This window comes from Pseudomonas fluorescens, assembly GCF_000967965.1.
In the GTDB taxonomy this organism is placed as follows: domain Bacteria; phylum Pseudomonadota; class Gammaproteobacteria; order Pseudomonadales; family Pseudomonadaceae; genus Aquipseudomonas; species Aquipseudomonas grandcourensis.
Genome location: NZ_LACC01000013.1, coordinates 87,394 through 109,245, shown reverse-complemented (window position 1 = coordinate 109,245; position 21,852 = coordinate 87,394). Strand labels below are relative to the sequence as shown.

Below are 21,852 nucleotides of genomic sequence, written 5' to 3'. Positions count from 1 at the left end.
CGCTCCCACAGGGGATTGCATTCCAAATGTGGGAGCGAGCTTGCTCGCGATGGGGCCGGCACAACCACCTCAAAACCTTCAGGCATACTCACCTTTCGGTCACAGCACCAAGGATGCCTGAACCATGAAAGCAGCAACCCTGACTATTCTCTGCCTCACTGCCCTCGCCACCCAGGCCCACGCCTCCAGCCCCGGCGCCTGGGCCACCTACGATAAAGCCGTACTCACCAACTGCACCAAAGCCAGTGGCCTGAAGGACAGCAAACCGGTCGGCACCGCCGCGCAATTCGATGACCGGGTCGGCTATACCGCGCTCCTGCTCCAGGGTCAGTACCCGCAAAAGCACATGAAAGGCGCACAAGGCACCGAGTTGTGCCTGTACAACAAAAAGAGCAAAACCGCGTACGTCACCGAATGGGACTCCATCCGCCCGGCCGGCAAGGCAAACTGAGTGGCGCATAACTTGCTTCGATCGCGACCTTTGCGGCGGCATTCTGTCGCCGTTTCATGCCCTGTGATGCGAATGAACGCTCGATGAATACAACCTTTTCCTGTGTAGGCTGCGGCAAATGCTGCAACGACCACCATGTGCCCCTGACCCTGGGCGAAGCCCGGATGTGGGCAGCCGATGGCGGTCAGGTGATCGTGCTGGTGGAAGCGTATCTGGGCAATGGCCTGGGTCTGCCGATGCACCAACGCGAACACGCCGAACGCCGTTCGGCGGCGGTGCGCAGCGGTGAATCCGAGGTGTACGTGGCCATCACCTTCGCCGCCTACAATGTCGGCCCCTGCCGGAATCTTGACGAAGACAACCTCTGCCGCATCTACGAACGCCGGCCGCTGGTGTGCCGTATCTATCCGATGGAAATCAATCCGCACATACCTCTGAACACCGCCGTGAAGGAATGTCCGCCTGAGTCGTGGGAAAAAGGACCGGACCTGATTGTCGGTGGTGAGTTGGTCGACCGGGAATTGTCGGAGTTGATCCAGCGCTCCCGTCAGGCGGATCGTGATGACATTCTGATGAAGGATGCGATTTGTGCGTTGCTGGGGATTCGTACGACGGCGCTGAAGGGCGACGGGTTTACCGCCTATCTTCCGGATATGGCGGAGTTCGCCGCGCTCATTGACGACCTGGCCGGGCAAACGTTGCCAGAGTGGGGCAGCGAATGGCTGTTTCATGTGTCCGGCGATGGCATTGCCGAGCAAGTGTTGGCCGCAGGTGCGCAATTGGCGGCGGATACGTCGGCGAATTACTCGTTTATTTCGTTGCGGGCGGTTTGATCCGAAGGATTCGTCACTTGTAATGGCCCCATCGCGAGCAAGCTCGCTCCCACAGGTGAATGCGCTCTTTCATGAAAATGCGATCAAATTGTGGGAGCGAGCCTGCTCGCGATGAGGCCAGGTCAAGCACCGCAGCATGAAGGCCTAGCGCTTGCCCATCGACCGACGAGTCCCCGGCGGTGCCATGCCCGGTGTCTTGGTGTGGCCGTTCTTGGCGCCGTTCTTGTACCACGGCTGGTTGGAACCCTTGGCGGCCGCCAACTCACCCGGCTTGAACGGGAATTTGAAGGTCGGGATCTCGGCTTTGGATTCGCTGTCGGCGCTGGAGTCGACGCTGTCTGGCAGCTCTGCCTGTGCGTCGCTCAAGGCGTCGGCTACCGGCGGTTGTTTCGGGGATGTCATGAAAGCTCCGGGTGGTGCATGAAATGTCGGGCCCGGTGAGTGGGCCGCATGCCACAGTATAAGAAGTGCCGCAGTATAACTGGATGGAGCAGCACAAGCTGCAAGCTTGCAACGACCGCTGAGCGACTCGCACAAATCCCGTGAAGAATGTTAGCGTGCTCATCATTCTTCACCGCCCGACGAGCCCCCCCTATGAAAAAGACTGTCCTGGCATTCAGCCGCGTCACTCCACAAATGGTTGAACGCCTGCAACAAGACTTCGACGTCATCGTGCCGAATCCGAAAAACGGCGACATCAACGCCCAGTTCAACGAAGCCCTGCCCCATGCCCATGGCTTGATTGGTGTAGGCCGCAAACTCGGTCGTGCGCAACTGGAGAACGCCGCCAGCCTGGAAGTGGTGTCCAGTGTCTCGGTGGGCTACGACAACTATGACCTGGCCTACTTCAACGAACGCGGGATCATGCTGACCAACACGCCGGATGTGCTCACCGAAAGCACCGCCGACCTGGCGTTTGCCCTGTTGATGAGCAGCGCCCGTCGCGTCGCCGAACTTGACGACTGGACCAAGGCCGGGCAATGGCAGGCCACTGTCGGTGCGCAGCTGTTCGGTTGCGATGTGCATGGCAAGACCCTGGGCATTGTCGGCATGGGCAATATCGGTGCGGCCATCGCCCGACGCGGTCGCCTGGGGTTCAACATGCCGGTCATCTACAGCGGCAACAGCCGCAAGACCGAGCTGGAACAGGAACTCGGCGCACAGTACCGCAGCCTCGATCAATTGCTGGCCGAGGCCGATTTCGTGTGCCTGGTGGTGCCGCTCAGCGAGAAGACCAAACACCTGATCAGCCATCGCGAACTGGCGCTGATGAAGCCGAGTGCCATTCTGGTAAACATTTCCCGTGGTCCGGTGGTGGATGAACCGGCGCTGATCGAGGCGCTGCAAAACAACCGCATTCGTGGTGCCGGGCTGGACGTATACGAAAAAGAACCGCTGGTCGAGTCGCCACTGTTCCAGCTGAAAAACGCCGTGACCTTGCCGCACATCGGCTCGGCCACCCATGAGACCCGCGATGCCATGGCCAACCGTGCCCTGGCCAACTTGCGCAGTGCGCTGTTGGGGGAACGACCGCAGGACCTGGTCAACCCGCAAGTCTGGAAGGGTTAAAAAAAGGGCAGGCGTTATAAGCGCCTGCCCTTTAATACAAAGAACAAAAACAATATCACTCTCAACCTGTAAAAAGCTGTCTGGATACACACCCTGCAATTCAGTCAATAAACATTCAATAAAACCACGCGCTAGACTCTCCTTACTTTTCCAGCAACAACGGGAACAACAAAGGAGACCATCACCTTGAACCCACTCACGACAAATAAAGTCATACGCTTCAGTAAAGCCACACTAATGTTATTCATTAGCTTTTTTGGATTGCTGGTGATGTACAGCAACTTTACAGACTATACAACCAACTACGAAAACATCAGTCACATCCTGAGCATGGAGACCACTGATGACGACGGGAGGTACAGCTACAGGGCCATTACCTCGCACATATTCCATCACCGAATCTACTGGTTCATCATTACACTTGAACTTATCTATACGCTCTTCTTCATGATCGGAACCTGTTATCTTTATAAAAACATGAATAGCAGCGCTGAAGAATTTCACGAAGCCAAAAAGCCCGCGATCATTGGATTATTCATTGCACTCTCGCTTTACTATGTCGGCTTTCAAGTTATCGGAGTGGAATGGTTCAACATGGACCAATCACAAGCCTGGAGTTACAAAGACTGGACCCGACACATTGTCGACTTCATACTTCCGCTGCTGATTTATATTGTGATAAAAGTCGAGCACTGAGGACTTCAGTGCTCAATGAGCATCGTTTCAAGCGAGCTTGCTACTTCCCTGTACCAAGCGTGGTTTTGGCTTGCGAAACACCAGTACGTTACCCAACATCACCAACACCAGCCCCAACAACGCCGGCACCGTCCATTGGTAACCCTCGGCGAACGCTGACACGTTGAGCGCCACCACCGGAAACAGCACCGTGCAGTACGCAGCCCGTTCAGGCCCCATGCGTCCGACCAGGGTCAGGTATGCGGTGAAACCGATCACCGATCCCGGAATCACCAGGTACAACAGTGACCCGATGTAACGCGCGCTCATCTCCATGTCGAAGGGAATGCCTTTGACCAGGCACCACACCGAGAGCATCGCCGCCCCGTAAGCCATGCCCCAGGCATTGGTGGTCAGTGGCTTGAGACCGGCCTTCTGCTGCAGGCTCGAAAGCATGTTGCCCGCCGAGAAACACAAGGTGCCGCACAGGGCCAGGCCGAGACCGAGCAAGGTTTCCGGACTCGCGGTATGCCCGGCCAGCTCCGGCCAGAACAGCAGTCCCAGCCCCAGCAGGCCCAACGCACCGCCCATCAGCACATTGCGGGCGATTTTCTGACCGAAAAACACCCGCGCATTGAGGGCATTCCACAAGGTGACGGTGGAAAACACCACCGCCACCAGACCGCTGGGGATCCACTGGCTCGCCGTGAGGAAGCACATGAAGTTGACGCAGAACAGACACAAACCTTGAGCCAGGCAGATCAGGTGCCCGCGACGGTTCATCACTTGCAGGCGTCGGCTGAGCAGCAGGATCACGAACAGCACCAGCGCGGCGAGGCCGAAGCGATAGACGATCGACACGGGAATGGCCACCACGCCCAGTTGCCATTTCAAGGCAATCCAGGTGGTACCCCAGATCAGCACGGTCAGCAGGTACAAAGAAAGGTTCATGACTAAGGCTCCTCGATAGGAGCCCAGTGTCCGGCGCAACGCCTGGGCGCACTTGCATAAACTTGCGCTTTTGTCTGGCGACAGGCTGGCAGGCGCACGTCTACGGAGTAGGATGCAAGGCGTTGGAGAGAACCCATATGGCCGCACTGGACAACCTGCAAGTCTTTCAAGCCCTCAACCGCTCGCCGAATGCTCGCCTCGAGCACAGTGCCGAGCTCGGTGACGGCTTGTCTGCAGCCTTGTGGAGCAATTACCACGACGCCCAGGAATACGAAGCGCCGAGTCATCACACCTTGTCCTGTTACCTCGCCGGCGGCACCGGCACCTTTCGCCGCGACCAGCCCGCCAACAAGGGCGGCCCGGACAAACTGTGCATCCTCCCGGCCGATCACCAGTCAGGCTGGGTGATCAACGGCAATATTCGCCTGGCACACCTGTATTTCAGCCCCGAACAGTTTGCCCTCGGCTGCGTCACCTTGCTCGATCGCGAACCACGGGAAATGCAGCTGCGCGAGCAGACCTTTCTCGATGATCCGCAGCAGGCGCTGCGCTTTCGGCAGTTGATCACCTTGAACTGGGACGAGCCGGGCGAGCGCCTGCTCACCAGCAGCCTGGCTCACGAATTGCTCAGCCATGCCCTGCTCAGCCAAGTGAATGTGTGTCAGGGTCTGCGCCTTAAAGGTGGATTGGCCGCGCATCAGCGTCGGCATCTGGTGGAGTTCATCGACAGCCATCTGGACGAGGCCATCAGCCTCGGTCAGTTGGCGGCGTTGTGCGCGTTGTCCGAATACCACTTCGCGCGGATGTTCCGCGAAAGCTTCGGCTTGCCACCCCACCAGTACGTGCTGGCTCGGCGCCTTGAGCGGGCGCGGGAGTTGCTGCGCACGACCTCGCAGCCACTGGGGGAGATTGCGCTGGCTTGCGGTTTTTCCAGTGCCAGCCATTTCACCAACCGGTTTCGCCAGTCACTCGGCGGGACGCCCGGTGAGTATCGGCAGGCGTTTTTGCGCTAGGCCCGAGATTTTTTGTGGTCTGTATTACCGCCTTCGTCAGAACTCCAGCGTGCTGGACAGCGAAATCTGCCGCGAATCCCCCATGGAAACAAAGAACCGACTCGCCGCCGAGGTGTAGTAAGTGCGGTCGAACAGGTTCTTCACGTTGAGCTGAAACTTGACCTTCTGCCCTTCGACCCTGGTGTCGTAGGTGGCGAACGCATCGGCCACGGTGTAGCTCGGCAGGTCGAAATCGTTCACCGCGTTGCCCGCGCGCTCACCCACATAACGCGCCCCGGCGCCGACTCGCAGTTGATCACCGCCAATGACTCTACCGAAGTCATAGACGGCCGACAACGAGCCGCTGTTCTTCGCCACGTTTTGCAGTTGATTGCCTTGGTAAACAGGGTCTTCGGTGACCTCGGCATCGGTGTAGGCATAGCTGCCGATCATGCTCCAGTGATCGCTGAGCTGACCGCTCAAATCCACTTCCAGGCCACGGGAACGCACTTCGCCAGCGGCACTGTAAATCGTGGTCGGGCCTTCGGCGTTGGCCACCAGCACATTGCGTTTCTTGATGTCGAACAGTGCAATGTTGCCGGTGACGCGGCCCGGCAGATCAAGCTTGGCACCCAGCTCCCAGGACTTGGCTTCTTCCGGTGCGATGCCGCCGTCAAGCACGGTACTGCTGCCGCTCAGAGGCGCGATGGTGGAGTTGGGTTTGAACGACTCGGTGTAGCTGCCATAGAACGACAAGGCATCGGTGTATTTGTACACAAGGCCGGCGCGCGGCACCCATTTCTGCCCGTTGCTGTCGGTGTTGGCGTGGAATGGCACGCCTTTGCCGGCGTATTGGTCGTACGCCTGGAAACGCGCACCGGCCACCAGAACCCATTGGTCAGTGAGGTGGATGGAGTCTTGCAGGAAGACCGAATCGCTGCGCAGTTCATCGGTCTGCGCACTGTCGGGCGCACTGACGGTGGTGCCCGGCACTTCCTGACCATAGATCGGGTTCACGTAGCTGAACTGGGTGCGGCTTTTCTGGCGGATCAGGTCTTCGCGGAAGATCTTGCGGTATTCGTCGTCGATGCCGAACAGCAGGTCATGCTGCATGCCGAGTACGTTCACATTGCCTTCGAGGCTGGCGGTGGTGAAACGGTCGGTGCTGATCGCATTCCGGGTGCCGTCCATGCTGCGGGTCAGGGTGCCCTTTTTGGTGTCGATGGCGGTCACGCGCACCTGGCTGGCATCGTAGGTTTCGCGGTTCCAGCTGTAGCCGAAATGGGCTTTCCAGTTGTCGTTGAGTTCGTGATCGGCCTCGAAGTGATAGAGGTCCGAGCGCCCTTCCATGTTGTTGAACGGCTCGTCGAGGCGCTCGTTGCGCGAGATGTCCAGCGGATGGTTGGTCCGTGGATCAATCAGCGTGCCACGGTCGAACGGCGTGAGGAATTCGCGGTGCTCATAGGAGAACAACAGGCTGGTGCTTTCGCCGTACCAGGCCAGCGACGGCGCGATCAGGCTCTCGCGATGCACACCGAAGTTGCGCCAGTAATCTTCGTCTTCGTAGTCCAGCACCATGCGGTAGGCCAACCTGGAACCGCCGAGGGCACCGGTGCTGTCGAGACCGCCGCCGCTGCCGTTCTTGCCGTCGCCATAGCTCGAACCGCGCGCGGTCAGTGCGTTGTACTGCTCAAGTTCGGGCTTCTTGCTGACCATATTGACCACGCCCCCCGGATCCTGGATGCCATAGAGCAACGAGGCCGGGCCCTTGAGCACTTCGACCCGGTCGACACTGGCGTTGAGGCCACGGCCCTGCACGATCGGCATGCCGTCGCGCATGATCGAGCCGTTACGGTTGTCGCCAAAGCCACGGACCATCACTGAGTCCTGGGTGCTGCCCAAGGTGTTGGCCTGGGTGATGCCGCTGACATTGGCCAGGGCGTCATCGAGATTGCGCGGCGCCTGGTCGCGAATGACCTGGGCCGGGACGACGTTGATGGTCTGCGGGATTTCCTGAATCGGGGCCGAAGAGCGCATCACCGAAGAGGTCGGTGGCGGCTGGTAGCTCATGGATTCATCCATCGACGAGGTGATGGTGGTCGCGCCGAGATTCAATGCGCCGTCGGTTGGCCGCGGTTCCAGTGCGAAGGTGTGGCCGTCGGTGCGACGGAAGGTCAAACCCGAACCGGTGAGCAGACGTTGCAGGGCCTGTTCGGCGCTCATCTGGCCGTTGATGGCCGGCGCATTGACGCCGTACGGCGCTTCGTCGGTGTAGACGACGCTGATGCCGGTCATCCGGCTGAAATCACTCAGGGCCTGGGGCAACGGTTTGGCGGCCAGCGCGAAATTGAATTGCCCACGGGGCTGACTGCTGCCCGCCTCCGCGGCCAGCGCCACGCTCAGCGGCAACAACGCCAATGCCGAAAAGCTCAACGCAGACACACCCAACCATTGTTTGACCGAACCCGACTTTGCCCTGGACTTCATGACTCATGACCTGTGTAGAACCGCAACGGATGCGAATGACTCGCAGTTTCAGTCACTACACGGATGGCAATCGGGTTTACCTCAGCAGAAATTTGAAAATATTTTTATTGAAAGAAAAGTGGCGTTTGACCCACCGACTTCATGAGCAGGCTCGCTCCCACATTTGGAATGCATTTCCCTGTGGGAGCGAACCTGCTCGCGAAGAGGCCAGCAGCTTTAACGCAAAATAATCAGGTGCCCCAACACCTGATGCTGCTCAAACCCCAACACGCCCTGCAACGAACTCAACACTGCCTGCGGGTTCCTGCTCGGAAAGCTGCCACTGACCCGGCGCGTCGCCAGTCCATCGTTCAGTATCACAATCCGACCGGGGTAATAGCGCGCCAAATCCTGCACCACATCGGCCAACGTCGCCTTGTAGTAATTGAGCCAGCCCTGGCGCCATGCCAACTGCGCTTCGCTGTCCACCGCGTGGAGTTTTTCCGCCGAGCCTTCGCCATAGGCCACTTGCTGGCCGGCGGTGAGAATTTGCTGTTCGGCGTTCTGCTGCGCCGTCACGCCAACCCGTCCTGACAGCACCGTGACCTGCACGCCGTGGGGCTGCAAACGGACCTCGAACTGCGTACCCAGGACCCGCGCCTGGCCTTTCTCGGCGTCCACCACAAAGGGTTCCCCCGTATGCGTCACGCTGAAAAAACCGGCGCCGCGACGCAGTTGCACATGCCGCTCACCACGACTGAAATCTACGGCGATAGCGCTGTCGGCATCCAGTGTCACCTGCGACTGATCGGCCAGGGTGACGGTGCGGATTTCCCCCTGTGCCGAGACGTAATCCGCCCCCAGGTCATCAATCCAGCGCATCGGCTGCCAGCCTGTGCCGACACTGATCATCAACAGCAGGCACGCGGCCATCGCCAGCACACCGGACCAGCGCCCGACCGTGCTGCGCCGCGACTTGTCCATGGCGTTGAGATACCCCTGCAAGGCAAAAGCGTCTTCATTGGCGAGCGCGCGCGCCGGCCCTTCGCTCAACTCCCACAAGACCTGCGCCCGGGCATAGGCCTCGGCATGGGCGGGGTCGGCTTGCAACCACTGGCTGAACGTCGCCTGGTCACCGCTGCTGGGCTGGTCATGCAACAGACTCAGCCAGGCCAGCGCGGCCCGCTCCTGCGCGGGCGTCGGGGTGACGCGTTCGAGGTGGTTCACGATGCTTTCCCTGGCGTACGCGATTCGGGTTCCCGAAGGCTGGCCTTGCAGGCTTCGAGGGCGCGCATCATATGTTTTTCCACGGAACTTTGGGACAAGCCCATGGCCTTGGCGATCTCGGCGTACTTGCGGCCGTGAATGCGATTGAGCAAAAAGATCTGCCGCGTACGCTCCGGCAAGGCGCGCAACGCGGCTTCGACGTGACGCAAATCGTTGCCCGCCTCCAGCGCCGCTTGTGGCCCGCTGCCATGACTGTCCGGCGGCTCGACCATCAAGCCTTCGCTGGCCCGGACTCGCGTGCCTTCACTGCGCAAATGGTCGATGGCGATGTTGCCGGCGCAGCGCAGCAGGTAGGTGCTGAGTTCCTCGACTTGCACCAGCGGCCGCCGCCAGAAACGCAGGAACAAATCCTGTACCAGGTCAGCCGCCGTCGCCCGGCAACCGACACGCCGACTCACCAGTGCTTCCATTTGCGAACGCTGGGAGAGAAACACCTGGAGAAAATGCGCACGGTCGCCGCGCTGTTCATCGCACTCGATATCGTGGGAATCGGGGGGCAGAGTGATCATCGTTCATGTTTCGATCTGAAAACCGGTGAGGCCACGACAGCGTCAGGGGGCCGGCAAGGTCGCAATACTAATGATAAATATTCTCATATGCAAAAGGATCGAGTGTAGCCCCTATTTCGCCCGTTGGCTGCACCGCAAACCTGGCTGCCCCCGGAGCCAGCCAATGGCCATGGAATCCAAAAGCCACCGAAAACAAAACGGGCCTGCAATGCAGGCCCGTTTTCATGGGAAGGTAAAAAAGTGAATCAGGTGTCAGCCGTTAAGCGCTGCCTGTTCGTTCTCAAGAAACTCTTCTTCCAGCAGCTGGTCGGCATGGGCGTCACTCTCGATGGGCACCACATTAGCTCGTTTGCCGCGTAATTTGCCGAACATATGCTCCAGCGCATGTTCAAGTTTGGTGGCCGCTCCGTCGATCGCCTGCTCCATGGTGGAGGCCTTATGGGTGACGGAAACCGGCTGATGGCCTTTTGGCCGCGCCTCCAGTTGGCAGCGCATGTCGTGGGGACCGGGCTTATCGCCGTTCTCGTCCCGCAGGTGAACCTCGACTCGTGTCAGGTCCTCTTCGTAGCGTTCGAGCGTGCTCTCAATGGTCGTACGTACCCACTCCTCCAGTCGTTTACTGCCTTGAATATGGTTATCGCTATTGACTTGGATTTGCATAGTTCATCCCTTATTTCAGCTAGCTCGCGAGAGGCCGGTCAGCTAAGCCCTTGGGCGTCATCACCGTGACCTCTTACTTACACAATCGGTCTGTACGCTGAACAATTCAACCCCCTAAAAAAGATAAATTTTCAATCGCAAAAAAAGCCGGACAACCGGTAAAAGCGCTGTTAAGGTCGGGAGTTGGGTCGCCCTGCTCTTACGTAATAATTGCTCACATTTGCCGCTCCCCCAACGGGTGCATGCTGCGAAAAGCACCCGCCTCCTCCACCAACCAATCGTGCACCGCGCGCACACCCGGATGGCTCAACGCCCCCGGTGCGTAAAGCAGCATGTAACGCTTGTGATTGGGCACCGCCAGGCCAAACGGCACGATCAAGGCACCACGCTCCAACTCATCATTGAGCAACGTTCGTCGCGCAATCGCCACGCCCATCCCGGCGATGGCTGCTTCGATCGTCAGGTGATTGCGATTGAACGTATGCCCGCGTCGCACATCCGCCCCCTCGAAGCCGATGGCATTGAGGTAAAACTCCCATTCCGCGTACTCATAGCTGCCGCGCCAGGCGGTGATGTCGTGCAGCAAGGGAAAGTGCATCAGGTCTGCCGGACCGTGCAGCGGCGGACGACCTCGCAACAGGCTCGGCGCGCACACCGGAAAAATCTGTTCATCCAGCAAGGCGGTGGATAACAGGCCCGGGTAGCTGCCGTCGTTCAGGTCGATCGCCAGGTCGAAGTCGCCTTCATGCAACGGCACGCTGCTGTCCTCGGCCACCAGGCGCAACTGAATGTCCGGAAAACGCTGCTGCAAACGCGGCAGGCGCGGCGTCAGCCATTTGCTCAGGAACGACGGAATCGAACGCACCCGCAGAATCCCGCTGATCATGCCCGCGTCCAGTCGCCGCAATTCCGCGTCGATGCTGCCAAAGGCCTCGTTGACGGTAATGGCCAGGCGCTGGCCCTCTGCGCTCAGCTCAACTCCGCGGGCGCGGCGGTGAAACAGGCGAAAGCCCAGGCGCTCTTCCAGCTGGCGGATCTGCTGGCTGACCGCTCCCGGTGTGATGTGCAGCTCTTCGGCGCATCGGGTGAACGACAGGTGCCGTGCGGCACAGGCAAACACGTTCAGCCAGACATACGTCTGGGCGTGTAATTGACGACTCATCGTTTAGTCCTGCTAAAGGATGTCTTAGGAGTTTTCGTTGGTCACGCAGGATCGTGACAGGCAGTATCGCCCAAATTGCGCTTGTCCTACAGAAATGGCAGCGATTTCCCTTCCATTGAATGTGCAGGCTTTAGCATGGCTATCAGTGTTTTCGATCTCTTCAAAGTCGGCATCGGCCCGTCCAGTTCCCATACCGTCGGTCCGATGCGCGCTGCCGCAACCTTTGCCCAAGCGCTGGTCGATCACGGTCTTCTGGCTGACGTGCGACGCGTGGAAATTCGCCTTTACGGTTCTCTGTCGGCGACCGGTGTCGGCCACGCAACGGACCGCGCCTGCGTCATGGGCCTGATGGGCGAATGGCCCGACCGCATCGATCCCACCACCATCGACAGCCGCATTCACACCCTGCGCGAAACCGGCAAATTGTGTCTGGCAGGCGCTGTGGAAATTGCCTTCGACTGGCAACGCGATCTCCTGCTGCTAAACGAGAGCCTGCCCTACCACCCCAATGCCATGTCCCTGACAGCCTTGGGTGAAACCGGCGAACTGTTCGAGCAAACCTATTACTCGGTGGGTGGCGGTTTCATCATCGAAGCGGCCGAAGCCGAATCCGGGATCGCACCGACCGGGGATGTGGTGCTGCCTTACGATTTCTCCAGCGCCGCCGAACTGCTCAAGCTCTGCAACCAGCACGGGCTGCGGGTGAGCGAACTGATGATGGCCAACGAACGGGCATGGCGCAGTGACGCAGATATTAGCCAGGGCCTGTTGCATATCTGGTCGGTGATGCGCGAATGCGTCGAGCAGGGCTTGCGCCACGAAGGCATCTTGCCCGGCGGTCTGAATGTTCCGCGTCGAGCGGCGAAACTGCATCGCAGCCTGCAGGAAATCGGCAAGCCGAACGTCATTACGTCCACCTTGTCGGCAATGGAATGGGTCAACCTGTACGCCCTTGCCGTGAACGAAGAAAACGCCGCCGGCGGGCGTATGGTCACGGCACCGACCAACGGTGCGGCGGGGATCATTCCGGCGGTGCTGCACTACTACATGAAATTCAATGCCGATGCGTCTGACGATGACGTGGTCGCATTTTTCCTGGGCGCCGCTGCGGTCGGCATCCTGTGCAAGAAAAACGCCTCGATCTCCGGGGCCGAAGTCGGCTGCCAGGGTGAAGTCGGCTCCGCCTGCGCCATGGCCGCCGCCGGCCTGGCAGAGGTGCTTGGCGCCACCCCGGAGCAACTGGAAAACGCCGCCGAAATCGGTCTGGAACACAACCTCGGCCTCACCTGCGACCCGGTTGGCGGACTGGTGCAAGTGCCGTGTATCGAGCGCAACGCGATCGCTGCCGTGAAGGCCATCAACGCCACGCAAATGGCCCTGCGCGGCGACGGCAAACACTTCATTTCCCTGGACCGGGTGATCCGCACCATGCGCGATACCGGGGCCGACATGCACGACAAGTACAAAGAGACATCGCGGGGCGGCCTGGCGGTGAACTGGGTGGAGTGTTGACCGTTTAGGTTGCACGCCAGCCGTTATTGCCCTGAAACGGGCAGGCAAAAGGCAGACAAAAACCAGGCGGGCCTCAGTGCCCGCCTTTTTGTTACCGGTTTTTTGTCCAACAATTTTCCGGCATGGGCCTTGCTACTTCCCTGCTGGAACAATGATGGCGAGATGGCCGGTGGTCTGGCATTGCGAACCAACCCGATCACGGCTGGTCAACAACTGCACGTTCAATCAGGCGGTGACGCATCATGGACAACCCTTTCCAGCTCATTACCGATGCCTTTGCAGCGGATTACCAGATCAACCTGAGCATTCAGGGCCTGGATGGCAGCATCATGCTGACCCTGTCCAACAGTGGACACGTAGTCGCAAAGCGCATGATCAGCGCCGAACAACGCAATGACCCCGAGCGCCTGAAACGACTGGTGCAAAGCATTCAGTTCGGCATTGCCATCGAGCAGGGCCACAGCGCCGTGGCCATCCTCGAATCCATGACCGATGACGGCACGCGCAGCCTGCCGCCACCATCAGCCAATGGCCGTCCCCGACCCGCCATGGGGCTTTAGAGCTCGCCCTTTTCTACTTCCGGATGTTCACTGGAGCCCGCACCTGTCTTGCGGTGTGGGTTCTCGATCTTCACCGAAGGAAATTGCGACGAAGCGTAACGCACCACCAGAATCGCAAACGCCAACAGCAGAATCCCGCCGCACAGGTAGATGATCCCCAGGTCCGGCGGGTTGTGGTGCGAAACGTTGGAAATCAGCAGCCGCGTCAGCGCGGTGATCGCCACGTAGATCAGGAAGCGCACGGGCATGTGGTTGGTCTTGAAGTAAATCCCGACCATCGCCCCCAGTTCCAGGTAGATGAACAGCAGCAAGATGTCATCGATCTTGATGTGCCCTTCTTCGATCATCCCGAGAAATTCCATCACCGCCGCCCACGCGGTCACCGCACCAATGGCGAACAGCGCCATGTAGTGAAAGGTTTCGACAAACAGATTGCCCAGGGACTCGGCCAGTTCATGCACGTTCTGCCGCAGTTTTTCGGCCCAGTTGATTTTCACGATGCTGCTTCCTTAGGTCGATTCGACCGGATGATGCGGGTTGGACGTGACGGTTTTCCTGCATGCAGAAAAAAGGCCAGCCCATGATGGCGAGCCGCTCTGGATTACGCGCCGTGGCGTTTGGTCGCACCTGTGCAGCGCCTCGCCTGACAAATCTCGAATCCGGTCTACATTAAAAAGCCACTACCCAAAAGGCAGGGTTTCGCTTATCCTTTAGCTGTATATAGATACAGTAGTCGAAATCGACAACCAATGTGAAGGCATGTGAGGTGGTGAATGGCCGTCGAAGTGGTATACCGCAGCAGCCGAGATCTGGAGCGCTTGTTCATGGATAAAGCCGAAGCTGACCGTCATGACAAAATGCTCGAACTGGCCGAACTGCTGGCTGAAGTGTTGCAAAAAGCCGTTCCGTCCCTGACCGAGCAGCAAGTGGAAGAAGCCGGGATCTACATGGCGAAGAATCGCGATGTGTTCGCCAAGGCGTTCAAGAGCCAGCCGGACGCCCTGTCCGAACTGCTCAGCGCACCGGTTGAAGTCGCACAACCTGTTGCAGCGACCGAGGTCGTTGAGGCCGCAGAGCAGATCACCCCGGCCAAGCCTGCCAAGGCCCCCAAAGCCGCCAAGTAGGCAAAGTCCGAATTGAACAGGCCCTGAGTCGAATGACCCAGGGCCTTTTTCATGCCTGTGGATAACGCATGCCCGATTCAGCGGTACAACACTTTCTCCGCCAACTCGTCGGCCACCCGTGCTGGGGAACGTTTTTCCGCCTGGGCGTGGGCGAACACTTCGGTCAGGCGCGAGCTTATTTTCGACAGGTGTGCGGTGATGGTCGACAGTTCTTCGCCGCGGTGCTTGAGCGACACGTAAATCAGCCCACCGGCGTTGATCACGTAATCCGGCGCATACAGGATGCCGCGGCGTTCCAGTTGGTCGGCGACATCCAGATGCGTCAGCTGATTGTTCGCCGAACCGGCCACCGCCGAGCAGCGCAACTGCGTCACGGTATGGCTGTTGAGTACACCGCCCAGGCCGCAGGGCGCGAGGATGTCGCAAGGTGTGCTGAGCAGTGCTTCGTTGGCAATCGGGTGCGCGCCGAGTTGCTCCATGGCCAGTTGCACCTTGCCGTGATCGATGTCGCTGACCAGCAGTTCGGCACCGGCGGCGTGCAGCTGTTCGGCCAATGCATACCCGACATTACCCAGGCCCTGGATGGCCACGCGCAGGCCTTCGAGGTTGTCGCTGCCGAGCCGGGCCATGGCGGTACTGCGGATGCCGGTGAACACCCCCATCGCCGCGTGTGGCGCGGGGTCGCCCGCCGAGGTGGTGCTGGTGACGTGCTGGGTCTGCTGGGCGATGCAATCCATGTCCGCCACTGACGTGCCACTGTCGATGGCAGTGATGTAACGGCCCTCGAGCTGTTCGATGCAGCGTCCGAAGGCTTCGAACAGCGCCGCACGGTTTTCCACATGGGCCGGGCGCACGATCACCGCCACGCCGCCGCCCTGGGCCAAACCGGCCAGCGCAGCCTTGTAGCTCATGCCTTGGGCCAGGCGCACAGCATCCTCGACCGCCGATTCGTCGTTGGGGTAGGCAAGGTAACGGCAACCACCCAGGGCAGGCCCCAGCCGGCTGTTATGAATGGCAATGACCGCCTTCAACCCGGTGACCGAGTCGACGCTCAGATGCAGCGATTCAAGGCGAGTGCTTTGCATGAGAGCGAACATCGTAAGGCTCCCGAATCACGTCTTGTAGACGCCAGTATAGGCTTGCGCCCAAAAATTGCAGAAGCGCACCGGAATAAGCACGGCCCCGAAGCAGGCTTTCGGAAATAACCTGTGGTCGCCCTTTTGCAGCACTGGACGAATGCCGGAGAGGGGGCTAAAACGAGGCATTGCCCGGAGATTTTGATGACCCCGCGCCAATCGTTCTTCGCCTGCCTGCAACGTTCACCGCCCGCGCTGTTCGAGGCGGCACTGTGGATTGCGGCCGAGCACGACAGCGAGGTGCAGCCGCAAGCGTTGATGGCCGATTTCCAGGAGTTGCAACAACGAGTCAGCGGCGGCTTGCCGATGCTGCCGGTCAGTGAACTGGCCCAGCCACTGCTGCGGCGCATGAATGATATTGGCTTCGCCCAGGACGACTTCACACCTTTGCGCCCGCAAGTGGCACTGCTTGACAAGGTACTGGAGCGCCGACGAGGGCAACCCTTGACGTTGGGGCTGATTGCGCTGGAGTTGGCCAAGGGCCTGGAGATTCCCATGGTCGGGGTCAACTTCCCCGGGCATTTCCTGCTGCGGGTGCCGGGCGCCGATCATTTGCTCGACCCCTGCGGCGGCCGTCGCCTTTATCCGAACGATTGTCGGGAACTGCTGCACCGCCAGTATGGCCCGAACATTAAGCTCAGCGCCGAGCACCTGGTAACCGCCGAGCCGGTGCAGATGCTGCAACGGCTGTCGCGCAACCTGCGCCAGCTGTACCTGTCCCACGAAGATTTCATCAATGCCTTGATCGACGCCGAGCGCGTCCTGGAACTGGGCAATGCCACTGCCGCCGACTATCTGGCCCGGGCCAGCCTGTACCAACGGCTGGACTGCCCGAACGCCGAGCGTTTTGACCTGGAGCATGCGCTGCTGCTCAGCGACGACCCGATCCAGCGGATTCGCCTGACGGAACGACTGGGGCATTTGCCGCCCAATTCCATCGTCCATTAAAAGCAAAAGATCGCAGCCTGCGGCAGCTCCGAGGATCGGGGTAGGAAATGCCGCAGGCAGCGATCTTTTGATCCTGCTTCTGACTTAAGGCGTATCTGGCTGATTCGCCGGATGCGCCTTGATGAACGCCGGGTGAGTCGCCGCCAATGCCGCCACTCGCCGGATTCGCGGATAAGCCTCAAGGGATACGTTGAAACGCTCGGCCGCGTACAGCTGCGGGATCAGGTAGACGTCCGCCAGCCCAGGTTCGGGACCGAAGCAATAACCGTCATCACCGATCAACTGCTCCACCGTGGCCAGCCCCTGGCTGATCCAGTGGCCAATCCACTCCACCACCTGCGGTTCGTCGTGGCCCGACTGGCGCAGCCGATTGAGCACGCTGACGTTGTGCAGCGGGTGCACATCGCAGCCGATCACTGCCGCCACGCCGCGCTCGTGAGCACGAGCAGCCAGGTCTTTGGACAGCAGTGGCACCTGTGGATAACGTTCCTCCAGGTACTCGATGATCGCGGGAGACTGGATCAGCAACTCGCCTTCATCGGTACGCAAGGCCGGTACGCGGCCCTGCGGGTTGATGCCCAGATAAGACGGCTGTCGATGCTCGCCACCCTGCGGTGCGATCAGGTTGACCGGCAAGGATTGATAATCCAGGCCCTTGAGCACCAACGCGATACGCACCCGGTACGAAGATGTCGAACGGTAGTAGGTATAGAGGTCCATGCCCCGCTCCTGTTAACGCGCCGGCAGCACTTTACCGCGGCATTCGCCGAAACCGATGGAAGCAAAACCGTCGCGGCGGCAACGGCCGCGCAGGATGATTTCATCACCGTCTTCAAGGAATTTACGCACTTCGCCCGAAGCCAGCTCGATCGGCTTTTTACCGCCTTCGGAGATTTCCAGCAGGCTGCCGAACTGACCGTTTTCCGGCCCCGACAAGGTGCCCGAGCCGAACAGGTCACCGGCCTGCAATTGGCAACCGTTGACGCTGTGATGAGCAACCATTTGCGCCACGGTCCAGTACATGTGCCCGGTGTTGCTCAGAGTCAGGCGATGGGCTGGCAGGTTCTGTTCGCGCATGGCCTCGGTGAGCAGCAACACTTCCAGTTCGATGTCGAATGCGCCAGCGGCCTGATCGCGTTTGTCGAGCAGGTACGGCAGTGGCTGTGGATCGCCCTGGGGACGCGCAGGTTGGGCACGACGGAACGGCTCCAGCGCTTCGGCGGTGACCACCCACGGCGAGATGCTGGTGATGAAGCTTTTCGACAGGAACGGCCCCAGCGGCTGGTATTCCCAGGCCTGGATGTCCCGTGCCGACCAGTCGTTGAGCAGGCAGAAACCGGCGATGTGATCGGCGGCGTCGCCAATGGCAATCGAGTCGCCCATGTCGTTGCCCTGGCCGATCCAGATGCCCAGCTCCAGTTCGTAGTCCAGGCGCGCGCAAGGGCCAAAGGTCGGTTCGCTCTGTCCGGCCGGCAATGTCTGGCCTTTCGGGCGGCGTACGTCGGTACCGGACGGGCGAATGGTCGACGCACGACCGTGGTAGCCGATTGGCACGTACTTGTAGTTCGGCAGCAGCGGGTTGTCCGGACGGAACAGTTTGCCGACGTTCTGCGCATGCTCGATGCCGACATAGAAATCGGTGTAATCGTTGATTTTCGCCGGCAGGTGCATCTCGCAATCCGCCGCCAACGGCAGCAGTTTTGCGCCCTGGGCTTCGATCTTGCCGTGCAGGGTGCTGCCCTCGGCAAACAGTTCCAGCAAACGCTCGCGCAACGCGACGCGAGCCTCGCGGCCCAGTTCGAAGAACGCATTCAGCTGGCCGCCACGGGTGGCTTCGACCGCCGCTTTCGCGGCGCCATCGAACAACCCGGCCTCAAGGGCCGCTTGCAGGTCAAAGACATGTTCGCCAATGGCCACGCCACTGCGCGGTGCCGAGCCATTGACGCTGAACACGCCCAGTGGCAGGTTTTGCAGGGGGAAATCCGCGTGGCCGTTAGCGGATGCAACCCAGCTGCGAGTGATGGAAGTCTGCGTCATGGGTTATCTCCGGGTCGGGTCGAAAGTGGCGGGCAGCGTGGCCCAACAGGCGTCGTAAGTGTTTTGCAGTTGCGGACAGTCGAGGGCGAAACGGCTTGGGCGCAACACCTGGCTGGTCTCGAACATGAACGCCATGGTGTTGTCGATTTTCGCCGGTTTGAGGTCAGCGTTGATCGCCTTGGTGCAAGTCTCTCCGTCGGGACCGTGGGCGCTCATGCAGCTGTGCAACGAAGCACCGCCGGGCACAAAGCCTTCGGCCTTGGCGTCATATTCGCCCTGGATCAAACCCATGTACTCGTTCATCAGGTTGCGATGAAACCACGGTGGACGGAAGGTTTTCTCGGCCACCATCCAGCGTGGCGGGAAGATCACGAAGTCGAGGTTGGCCAGGCCGTGTACGCTCGTTGGCGAAGTCAGCACGGTGAAGATCGACGGATCGGGGTGATCGAAACTGACAGTGCCGATGGTATTGAAGCGGCGTAGGTCATATTTGTACGGCACGTTGTTACCGTGCCAGGCGACCACGTTGAGCGGCGAATGATTGAGCTCGCAGGCCCACAACTCGCCGAGGAACTTCTGCACCAGCGTGGTGGGTTGTTGCAGGTTTTCGTAGGCCGCCACCGGGGTCAGGAAGTCCCGCGGATTGGCCAGGCCATTGCTGCCAATCGGCCCCAGGTCCGGCAGCCGCAGCGGCGCACCATGGTTTTCGGCGACGTAACCGCGGGCTTGCGGGTCGAGCAGTTCGATGCGGAATTTAAGGCCGCGAGGCAGTACGGCAATTTCCAAAGGCTCCAGTTCAAGCACGCCGAGTTCGGTGGCAATGCGCAGGCGCCCCAGTTCAGGCACCAGCAACATCTCGCCGTCAGCATTGAAGAACACGCGCTCCATGGAACGGTTGGCGCGGTAGTTATAGATGCTGATCCCGGCCGGTTTTTCTGCGCCCGAGTTGGCGGCCATGCTCACCAGGCCGTCGATGAAATCGGTCGGCTCGGCGGGAATATCCAGCGGGTTCCAGCGCAGGCGGTTGGGAGTCACCTCACCCAGCGGGCCGCCAGCCAGTTGCCGGTCCAGTTTGACGAATGCCGGGTGATTGGCCGACGGTTGAATGCGGTACATCCAGGTCCGCCGCGCCTCGCTGCGCGCCATGGTGAACGCCGTGCCGGAGAACAGTTCGGTGTAAAGGCCGTACGGGGCTTTTTGCGGGGAGTTCTGGCCGACAGGCAGTGCGCCGGGCAACGCTTCGCTGCTGAATTCGTTGCCGAAGCCTGACTGGTAGGCCAGCGCTGGCGTCGTTGAATCGGGGTTCATGGAGCCTCCTGAACAGGGAGTCGGCAGTGGCCGCTCGCTCTGTTGCAGAGGTCGAGGCACGCCTGGGTTGTTTTTATCGTAATCTAATTACGCATAACGTAATTTGATTGGTATTGACCGTCAAGCTATAAAGACGCCCATTCGTCCCGGGATCACAGCACCACCATGGAAAAGACCAGCGACAGCAACGGCAAACAGAAAGTCCGCTCGGCCGAGGTTGGCACCGACATCCTCAAGGCTCTGGCCGAGTTGTCGCCCTCGACTTCGCTGTCGCGCCTGGCCGAACACGTGCAGATGCCGGCGAGCAAGGTTCACCGCTATTTGCAGGCCTTGATCGCCAGCGGATTCGCCGAACAGAACGCCGCCACCAACCATTACGGCCTGGGCCGCGAAGCCTTGCGCGTAGGGTTGGCGGCACTCAACAGTATGGACGTGCTGAAAGTCGCCGCCCTGCCCCTGGCTGAACTGCGCGATGACTTGAACGAAACCTGTTTTCTGGCGGTGTGGGGCAATCAGGGCGCGACCGTGGTGCATATCGAACCGGCGGTGCGTGCAGTGACTGTGGTGACACAACTGGGCTCGGTGTTGCCATTGCTCAGTTCTTCGACGGGACTGGTGTTTGGCGCTTACTTGCCTGCGCGTGAAACCGTGGATCTGCGTAAACAGGAACTGCAAAACGTTACCGCCCACGCCCTGGCGGATGATCAGGCCTATACAACGATGAGCGAACAGATTCGCCATCGGGGCCTGCATCATGTGCATGGATTGTTGATGCCGGGAGTGGATGCCCTGTCGGCACCGGTGTTCAACGCCATGGGCAGGATCGCGGCAGTACTGACCGTGGTCGGGCCGACCTCGCTGTTCCATGCCGATGAAAACGGCCCGGCGGCGCAGCGGTTACTGGCTGCGACACGGGCCATCAGTTGGAGAATGGGCTACGAAAGTCCCTGAGTTTCAGATCAGGAAATCCGGAGCAATTTCGATCACCAGGTCGCTGATGTCCTTGATCGTGAGTTGCGGATGCACATCAGATTCCCGGGAACTGTAGGCGACCGAATAAACGCCCAGTCCTTCGCCGTGATAGTAAGGAATTTCATCATGTTGAAAATGAGCAAAGATATCTTCGGCCAGACTTCTGGATTGAAGTATCTTTCGCCCGTCCGGCTCAGTCACAAAGCTGGTCAAGTACACGTTATCAATATTGATTTCCGGGATCTGATACTTTAACGCTGCATGGACCTGTTCAAGACCAGAAACCTTGATCGAGCGTTTTGAAAGATTGATTGAGGGCGCATCGATCAACCAACGGACGGTATCCATTACTATTCTTTCAAACTCTATCAGATCCAGTCCTTCAACCTGATGTTCCCGCTCAAAAGTATATGGCCGATTGAAGACCCCATTGATACCCTGAATATAATTAGGCAGTGACTCTTTCTCAACCCACTCCAGCGTCTCATCGAATAACGTCCTGGACTCGCTGACGTCAGTGCCAAGAATATCAACCAGCGTATTCAGATAGGTCTTGAACGGGTTGATCCCGAGTTCCCCCAAGCGTTCAGTCAACAGCACCTCGACGGCGAAATCCGCACGAATACGCTTCAATAGCACAATCTTACTGTTAGAAAAAAAACTGTCACTCATACAGACTTCCTGTCACGTTAAGAGCCGA

Annotated in this window: 22 protein-coding genes and 1 pseudogene; 10 read left to right on the top strand and 13 right to left on the bottom strand. The window is 59.6% G+C overall.

The features are described from left to right. Positions 1-124 precede the first annotated feature (124 nt). On the top strand, positions 125-451 hold the full coding sequence (locus VC35_RS11730) for a hypothetical protein (RefSeq protein ID WP_046040157.1): 327 nt from the start codon (positions 125-127) through the stop codon (positions 449-451). An 83-nt stretch (positions 452-534) separates the two neighbouring features. After that, positions 535-1,284, top strand: coding sequence for a YkgJ family cysteine cluster protein (locus VC35_RS11725; RefSeq protein WP_046040154.1), 750 nt, complete (start codon positions 535-537; stop codon positions 1,282-1,284). A 144-nt stretch (positions 1,285-1,428) separates the two neighbouring features. On the opposite strand, the gene VC35_RS11720 is transcribed toward VC35_RS11725, so the two are convergent. Further along, positions 1,429-1,686: a hypothetical protein gene (locus VC35_RS11720; RefSeq protein ID WP_046040152.1), complete on the bottom strand. Its 258-nt coding sequence runs from the start codon at positions 1,684-1,686 to the stop codon at positions 1,429-1,431. 192 nt (positions 1,687-1,878) lie between these two features. Here VC35_RS11720 and VC35_RS11715 point away from each other — a divergent pair, with 192 nt between their 5' ends. Then, positions 1,879-2,853, top strand: coding sequence for a 2-hydroxyacid dehydrogenase (locus tag VC35_RS11715; RefSeq protein WP_046040150.1), 975 nt, complete (start codon positions 1,879-1,881; stop codon positions 2,851-2,853). 186 nt (positions 2,854-3,039) lie between these two features. Then, on the top strand, positions 3,040-3,549 hold the full coding sequence (locus VC35_RS11710; RefSeq protein ID WP_046040149.1) for a DUF2165 domain-containing protein: 510 nt from the start codon (positions 3,040-3,042) through the stop codon (positions 3,547-3,549). Positions 3,550-3,576: 27 nt separating this feature from the next. On the opposite strand, the gene VC35_RS11705 is transcribed toward VC35_RS11710, so the two are convergent. Then, positions 3,577-4,479, bottom strand: a complete 903-nt coding sequence (locus VC35_RS11705; RefSeq protein WP_046040147.1) for a DMT family transporter — start codon at positions 4,477-4,479, stop codon at positions 3,577-3,579. Between the two features lie 137 nt (positions 4,480-4,616). Between VC35_RS11705 and VC35_RS11700 the strand changes: the two genes are divergently transcribed. Further along, positions 4,617-5,492, top strand: a complete 876-nt coding sequence (locus VC35_RS11700; RefSeq protein WP_046040144.1) for a helix-turn-helix domain-containing protein — start codon at positions 4,617-4,619, stop codon at positions 5,490-5,492. A gap of 36 nt (positions 5,493-5,528) precedes the next feature. Here the strand turns inward: VC35_RS11700 and VC35_RS11695 are convergent, their stop codons facing one another. The 5 genes from VC35_RS11695 to VC35_RS11675 form a co-directional block, all read right to left on the bottom strand. After that, the gene (locus VC35_RS11695) at positions 5,529-7,958 is read right to left on the bottom strand and encodes a TonB-dependent siderophore receptor (protein WP_046040143.1); all 2,430 of its coding nucleotides are present in this window, start codon (positions 7,956-7,958) and stop codon (positions 5,529-5,531) included. A 216-nt stretch (positions 7,959-8,174) separates the two neighbouring features. Then, complete coding sequence (locus VC35_RS11690; protein WP_046040142.1) at positions 8,175-9,164, bottom strand: FecR family protein; 990 nt, start codon at positions 9,162-9,164, stop codon at positions 8,175-8,177. Next, the gene (locus tag VC35_RS11685; RefSeq protein ID WP_046040141.1) at positions 9,161-9,733 is read right to left on the bottom strand and encodes an RNA polymerase sigma factor; all 573 of its coding nucleotides are present in this window, start codon (positions 9,731-9,733) and stop codon (positions 9,161-9,163) included. Before VC35_RS11685 ends, VC35_RS11690 begins: the two co-directional genes overlap by 4 nt. A gap of 252 nt (positions 9,734-9,985) precedes the next feature. Beyond that, on the bottom strand, positions 9,986-10,393 hold the full coding sequence (locus VC35_RS11680) for an HPF/RaiA family ribosome-associated protein (protein ID WP_046040140.1): 408 nt from the start codon (positions 10,391-10,393) through the stop codon (positions 9,986-9,988). Between the two features lie 214 nt (positions 10,394-10,607). Beyond that, positions 10,608-11,555 carry a LysR substrate-binding domain-containing protein gene (locus VC35_RS11675; RefSeq protein ID WP_046040138.1) on the bottom strand — a complete coding sequence of 316 codons (948 nt, stop codon included), beginning with the start codon at positions 11,553-11,555 and terminating at the stop codon, positions 10,608-10,610. Positions 11,556-11,690: 135 nt separating this feature from the next. Between VC35_RS11675 and VC35_RS11670 the strand changes: the two genes are divergently transcribed. Continuing rightward, a complete protein-coding gene (locus VC35_RS11670) occupies positions 11,691-13,067 on the top strand; it encodes an L-serine ammonia-lyase (RefSeq protein WP_046040136.1) in 1,377 nt (458 codons plus the stop codon). Between the two features lie 242 nt (positions 13,068-13,309). Continuing rightward, positions 13,310-13,627: a DUF3509 domain-containing protein gene (locus tag VC35_RS11665; protein WP_046040134.1), complete on the top strand. Its 318-nt coding sequence runs from the start codon at positions 13,310-13,312 to the stop codon at positions 13,625-13,627. Here the strand turns inward: VC35_RS11665 and VC35_RS11660 are convergent. Beyond that, a complete protein-coding gene (locus VC35_RS11660) occupies positions 13,624-14,124 on the bottom strand; it encodes a phosphate-starvation-inducible protein PsiE (protein ID WP_046040131.1) in 501 nt (166 codons plus the stop codon). The two genes, VC35_RS11665 and VC35_RS11660, sit on opposite strands and share 4 nt — an antisense overlap. 276 nt (positions 14,125-14,400) lie before the next feature. Here VC35_RS11660 and VC35_RS11655 point away from each other — a divergent pair. Beyond that, positions 14,401-14,640: pseudogene (locus VC35_RS11655) on the top strand (YebG family protein); the annotation flags it as partial. A 188-nt stretch (positions 14,641-14,828) separates the two neighbouring features. Here VC35_RS11655 and VC35_RS11650 read toward each other — a convergent pair. Further along, positions 14,829-15,848: a Glu/Leu/Phe/Val dehydrogenase family protein gene (locus tag VC35_RS11650; protein WP_046040126.1), complete on the bottom strand. Its 1,020-nt coding sequence runs from the start codon at positions 15,846-15,848 to the stop codon at positions 14,829-14,831. 183 nt (positions 15,849-16,031) lie between these two features. Between VC35_RS11650 and VC35_RS11645 the strand changes: the two genes are divergently transcribed. Continuing rightward, a complete protein-coding gene (locus VC35_RS11645; RefSeq protein ID WP_046040124.1) occupies positions 16,032-16,835 on the top strand; it encodes a SirB1 family protein in 804 nt (267 codons plus the stop codon). Between the two features lie 84 nt (positions 16,836-16,919). Here VC35_RS11645 and maiA read toward each other — a convergent pair whose 3' ends face one another. Genes maiA through hmgA form a run of 3 tightly spaced genes read right to left on the bottom strand, consistent with a single transcriptional unit; the run spans position 16,920 to position 20,180 of the window. Then, entirely contained in the window at positions 16,920-17,555 is a 636-nt protein-coding gene (maiA, locus tag VC35_RS11640; RefSeq protein WP_046040122.1) for a maleylacetoacetate isomerase, read from the bottom strand. A gap of 12 nt (positions 17,556-17,567) precedes the next feature. Then, entirely contained in the window at positions 17,568-18,872 is a 1,305-nt protein-coding gene (fahA, locus tag VC35_RS11635) for a fumarylacetoacetase (protein ID WP_046040121.1), read from the bottom strand. A 3-nt stretch (positions 18,873-18,875) separates the two neighbouring features. After that, positions 18,876-20,180 carry a homogentisate 1,2-dioxygenase gene (gene hmgA, locus VC35_RS11630; RefSeq protein ID WP_046040120.1) on the bottom strand — a complete coding sequence of 435 codons (1,305 nt, stop codon included), beginning with the start codon at positions 20,178-20,180 and terminating at the stop codon, positions 18,876-18,878. A 165-nt stretch (positions 20,181-20,345) separates the two neighbouring features. Here hmgA and VC35_RS11625 point away from each other — a divergent pair, with 165 nt between their 5' ends. Further along, positions 20,346-21,131, top strand: a complete 786-nt coding sequence (locus VC35_RS11625; RefSeq protein WP_046040119.1) for an IclR family transcriptional regulator — start codon at positions 20,346-20,348, stop codon at positions 21,129-21,131. 3 nt (positions 21,132-21,134) lie between these two features. Here VC35_RS11625 and VC35_RS11620 read toward each other — a convergent pair whose 3' ends face one another. Then, positions 21,135-21,824 carry a hypothetical protein gene (locus VC35_RS11620; protein WP_046040118.1) on the bottom strand — a complete coding sequence of 230 codons (690 nt, stop codon included), beginning with the start codon at positions 21,822-21,824 and terminating at the stop codon, positions 21,135-21,137. Positions 21,825-21,852 lie beyond the last annotated feature (28 nt).

What these genes read in the sequence shown, in the direction of transcription:
- VC35_RS11695 (WP_046040143.1), bottom strand. Translation starts at nt 7,958, where the DNA reads ATGAAGTCCAGGGCAAAGTCGGGTTCGGTCAAACAATGGTTGGGTGTG.
- VC35_RS11720 (WP_046040152.1), bottom strand. Translation starts at nt 1,686, where the DNA reads ATGACATCCCCGAAACAACCGCCGGTAGCCGACGCCTTGAGCGACGCA.
- maiA (WP_046040122.1), bottom strand. Translation starts at nt 17,555, where the DNA reads ATGGACCTCTATACCTACTACCGTTCGACATCTTCGTACCGGGTGCGT.
- VC35_RS11725 (WP_046040154.1), top strand. Translation starts at nt 535, where the DNA reads ATGAATACAACCTTTTCCTGTGTAGGCTGCGGCAAATGCTGCAACGAC.
- VC35_RS11705 (WP_046040147.1), bottom strand. Translation starts at nt 4,479, where the DNA reads ATGAACCTTTCTTTGTACCTGCTGACCGTGCTGATCTGGGGTACCACC.
- VC35_RS11620 (WP_046040118.1), bottom strand. Translation starts at nt 21,824, where the DNA reads ATGAGTGACAGTTTTTTTTCTAACAGTAAGATTGTGCTATTGAAGCGT.
- VC35_RS11730 (WP_046040157.1), top strand. Translation starts at nt 125, where the DNA reads ATGAAAGCAGCAACCCTGACTATTCTCTGCCTCACTGCCCTCGCCACC.
- VC35_RS11675 (WP_046040138.1), bottom strand. Translation starts at nt 11,555, where the DNA reads ATGAGTCGTCAATTACACGCCCAGACGTATGTCTGGCTGAACGTGTTT.
- VC35_RS11670 (WP_046040136.1), top strand. Translation starts at nt 11,691, where the DNA reads ATGGCTATCAGTGTTTTCGATCTCTTCAAAGTCGGCATCGGCCCGTCC.
- VC35_RS11685 (WP_046040141.1), bottom strand. Translation starts at nt 9,733, where the DNA reads ATGATCACTCTGCCCCCCGATTCCCACGATATCGAGTGCGATGAACAG.
- VC35_RS11680 (WP_046040140.1), bottom strand. Translation starts at nt 10,393, where the DNA reads ATGCAAATCCAAGTCAATAGCGATAACCATATTCAAGGCAGTAAACGA.
- VC35_RS11665 (WP_046040134.1), top strand. Translation starts at nt 13,310, where the DNA reads ATGGACAACCCTTTCCAGCTCATTACCGATGCCTTTGCAGCGGATTAC.
- VC35_RS11650 (WP_046040126.1), bottom strand. Translation starts at nt 15,848, where the DNA reads ATGTTCGCTCTCATGCAAAGCACTCGCCTTGAATCGCTGCATCTGAGC.
- fahA (WP_046040121.1), bottom strand. Translation starts at nt 18,872, where the DNA reads ATGACGCAGACTTCCATCACTCGCAGCTGGGTTGCATCCGCTAACGGC.
- VC35_RS11645 (WP_046040124.1), top strand. Translation starts at nt 16,032, where the DNA reads ATGACCCCGCGCCAATCGTTCTTCGCCTGCCTGCAACGTTCACCGCCC.
- VC35_RS11625 (WP_046040119.1), top strand. Translation starts at nt 20,346, where the DNA reads ATGGAAAAGACCAGCGACAGCAACGGCAAACAGAAAGTCCGCTCGGCC.
- VC35_RS11715 (WP_046040150.1), top strand. Translation starts at nt 1,879, where the DNA reads ATGAAAAAGACTGTCCTGGCATTCAGCCGCGTCACTCCACAAATGGTT.
- hmgA (WP_046040120.1), bottom strand. Translation starts at nt 20,180, where the DNA reads ATGAACCCCGATTCAACGACGCCAGCGCTGGCCTACCAGTCAGGCTTC.
- VC35_RS11700 (WP_046040144.1), top strand. Translation starts at nt 4,617, where the DNA reads ATGGCCGCACTGGACAACCTGCAAGTCTTTCAAGCCCTCAACCGCTCG.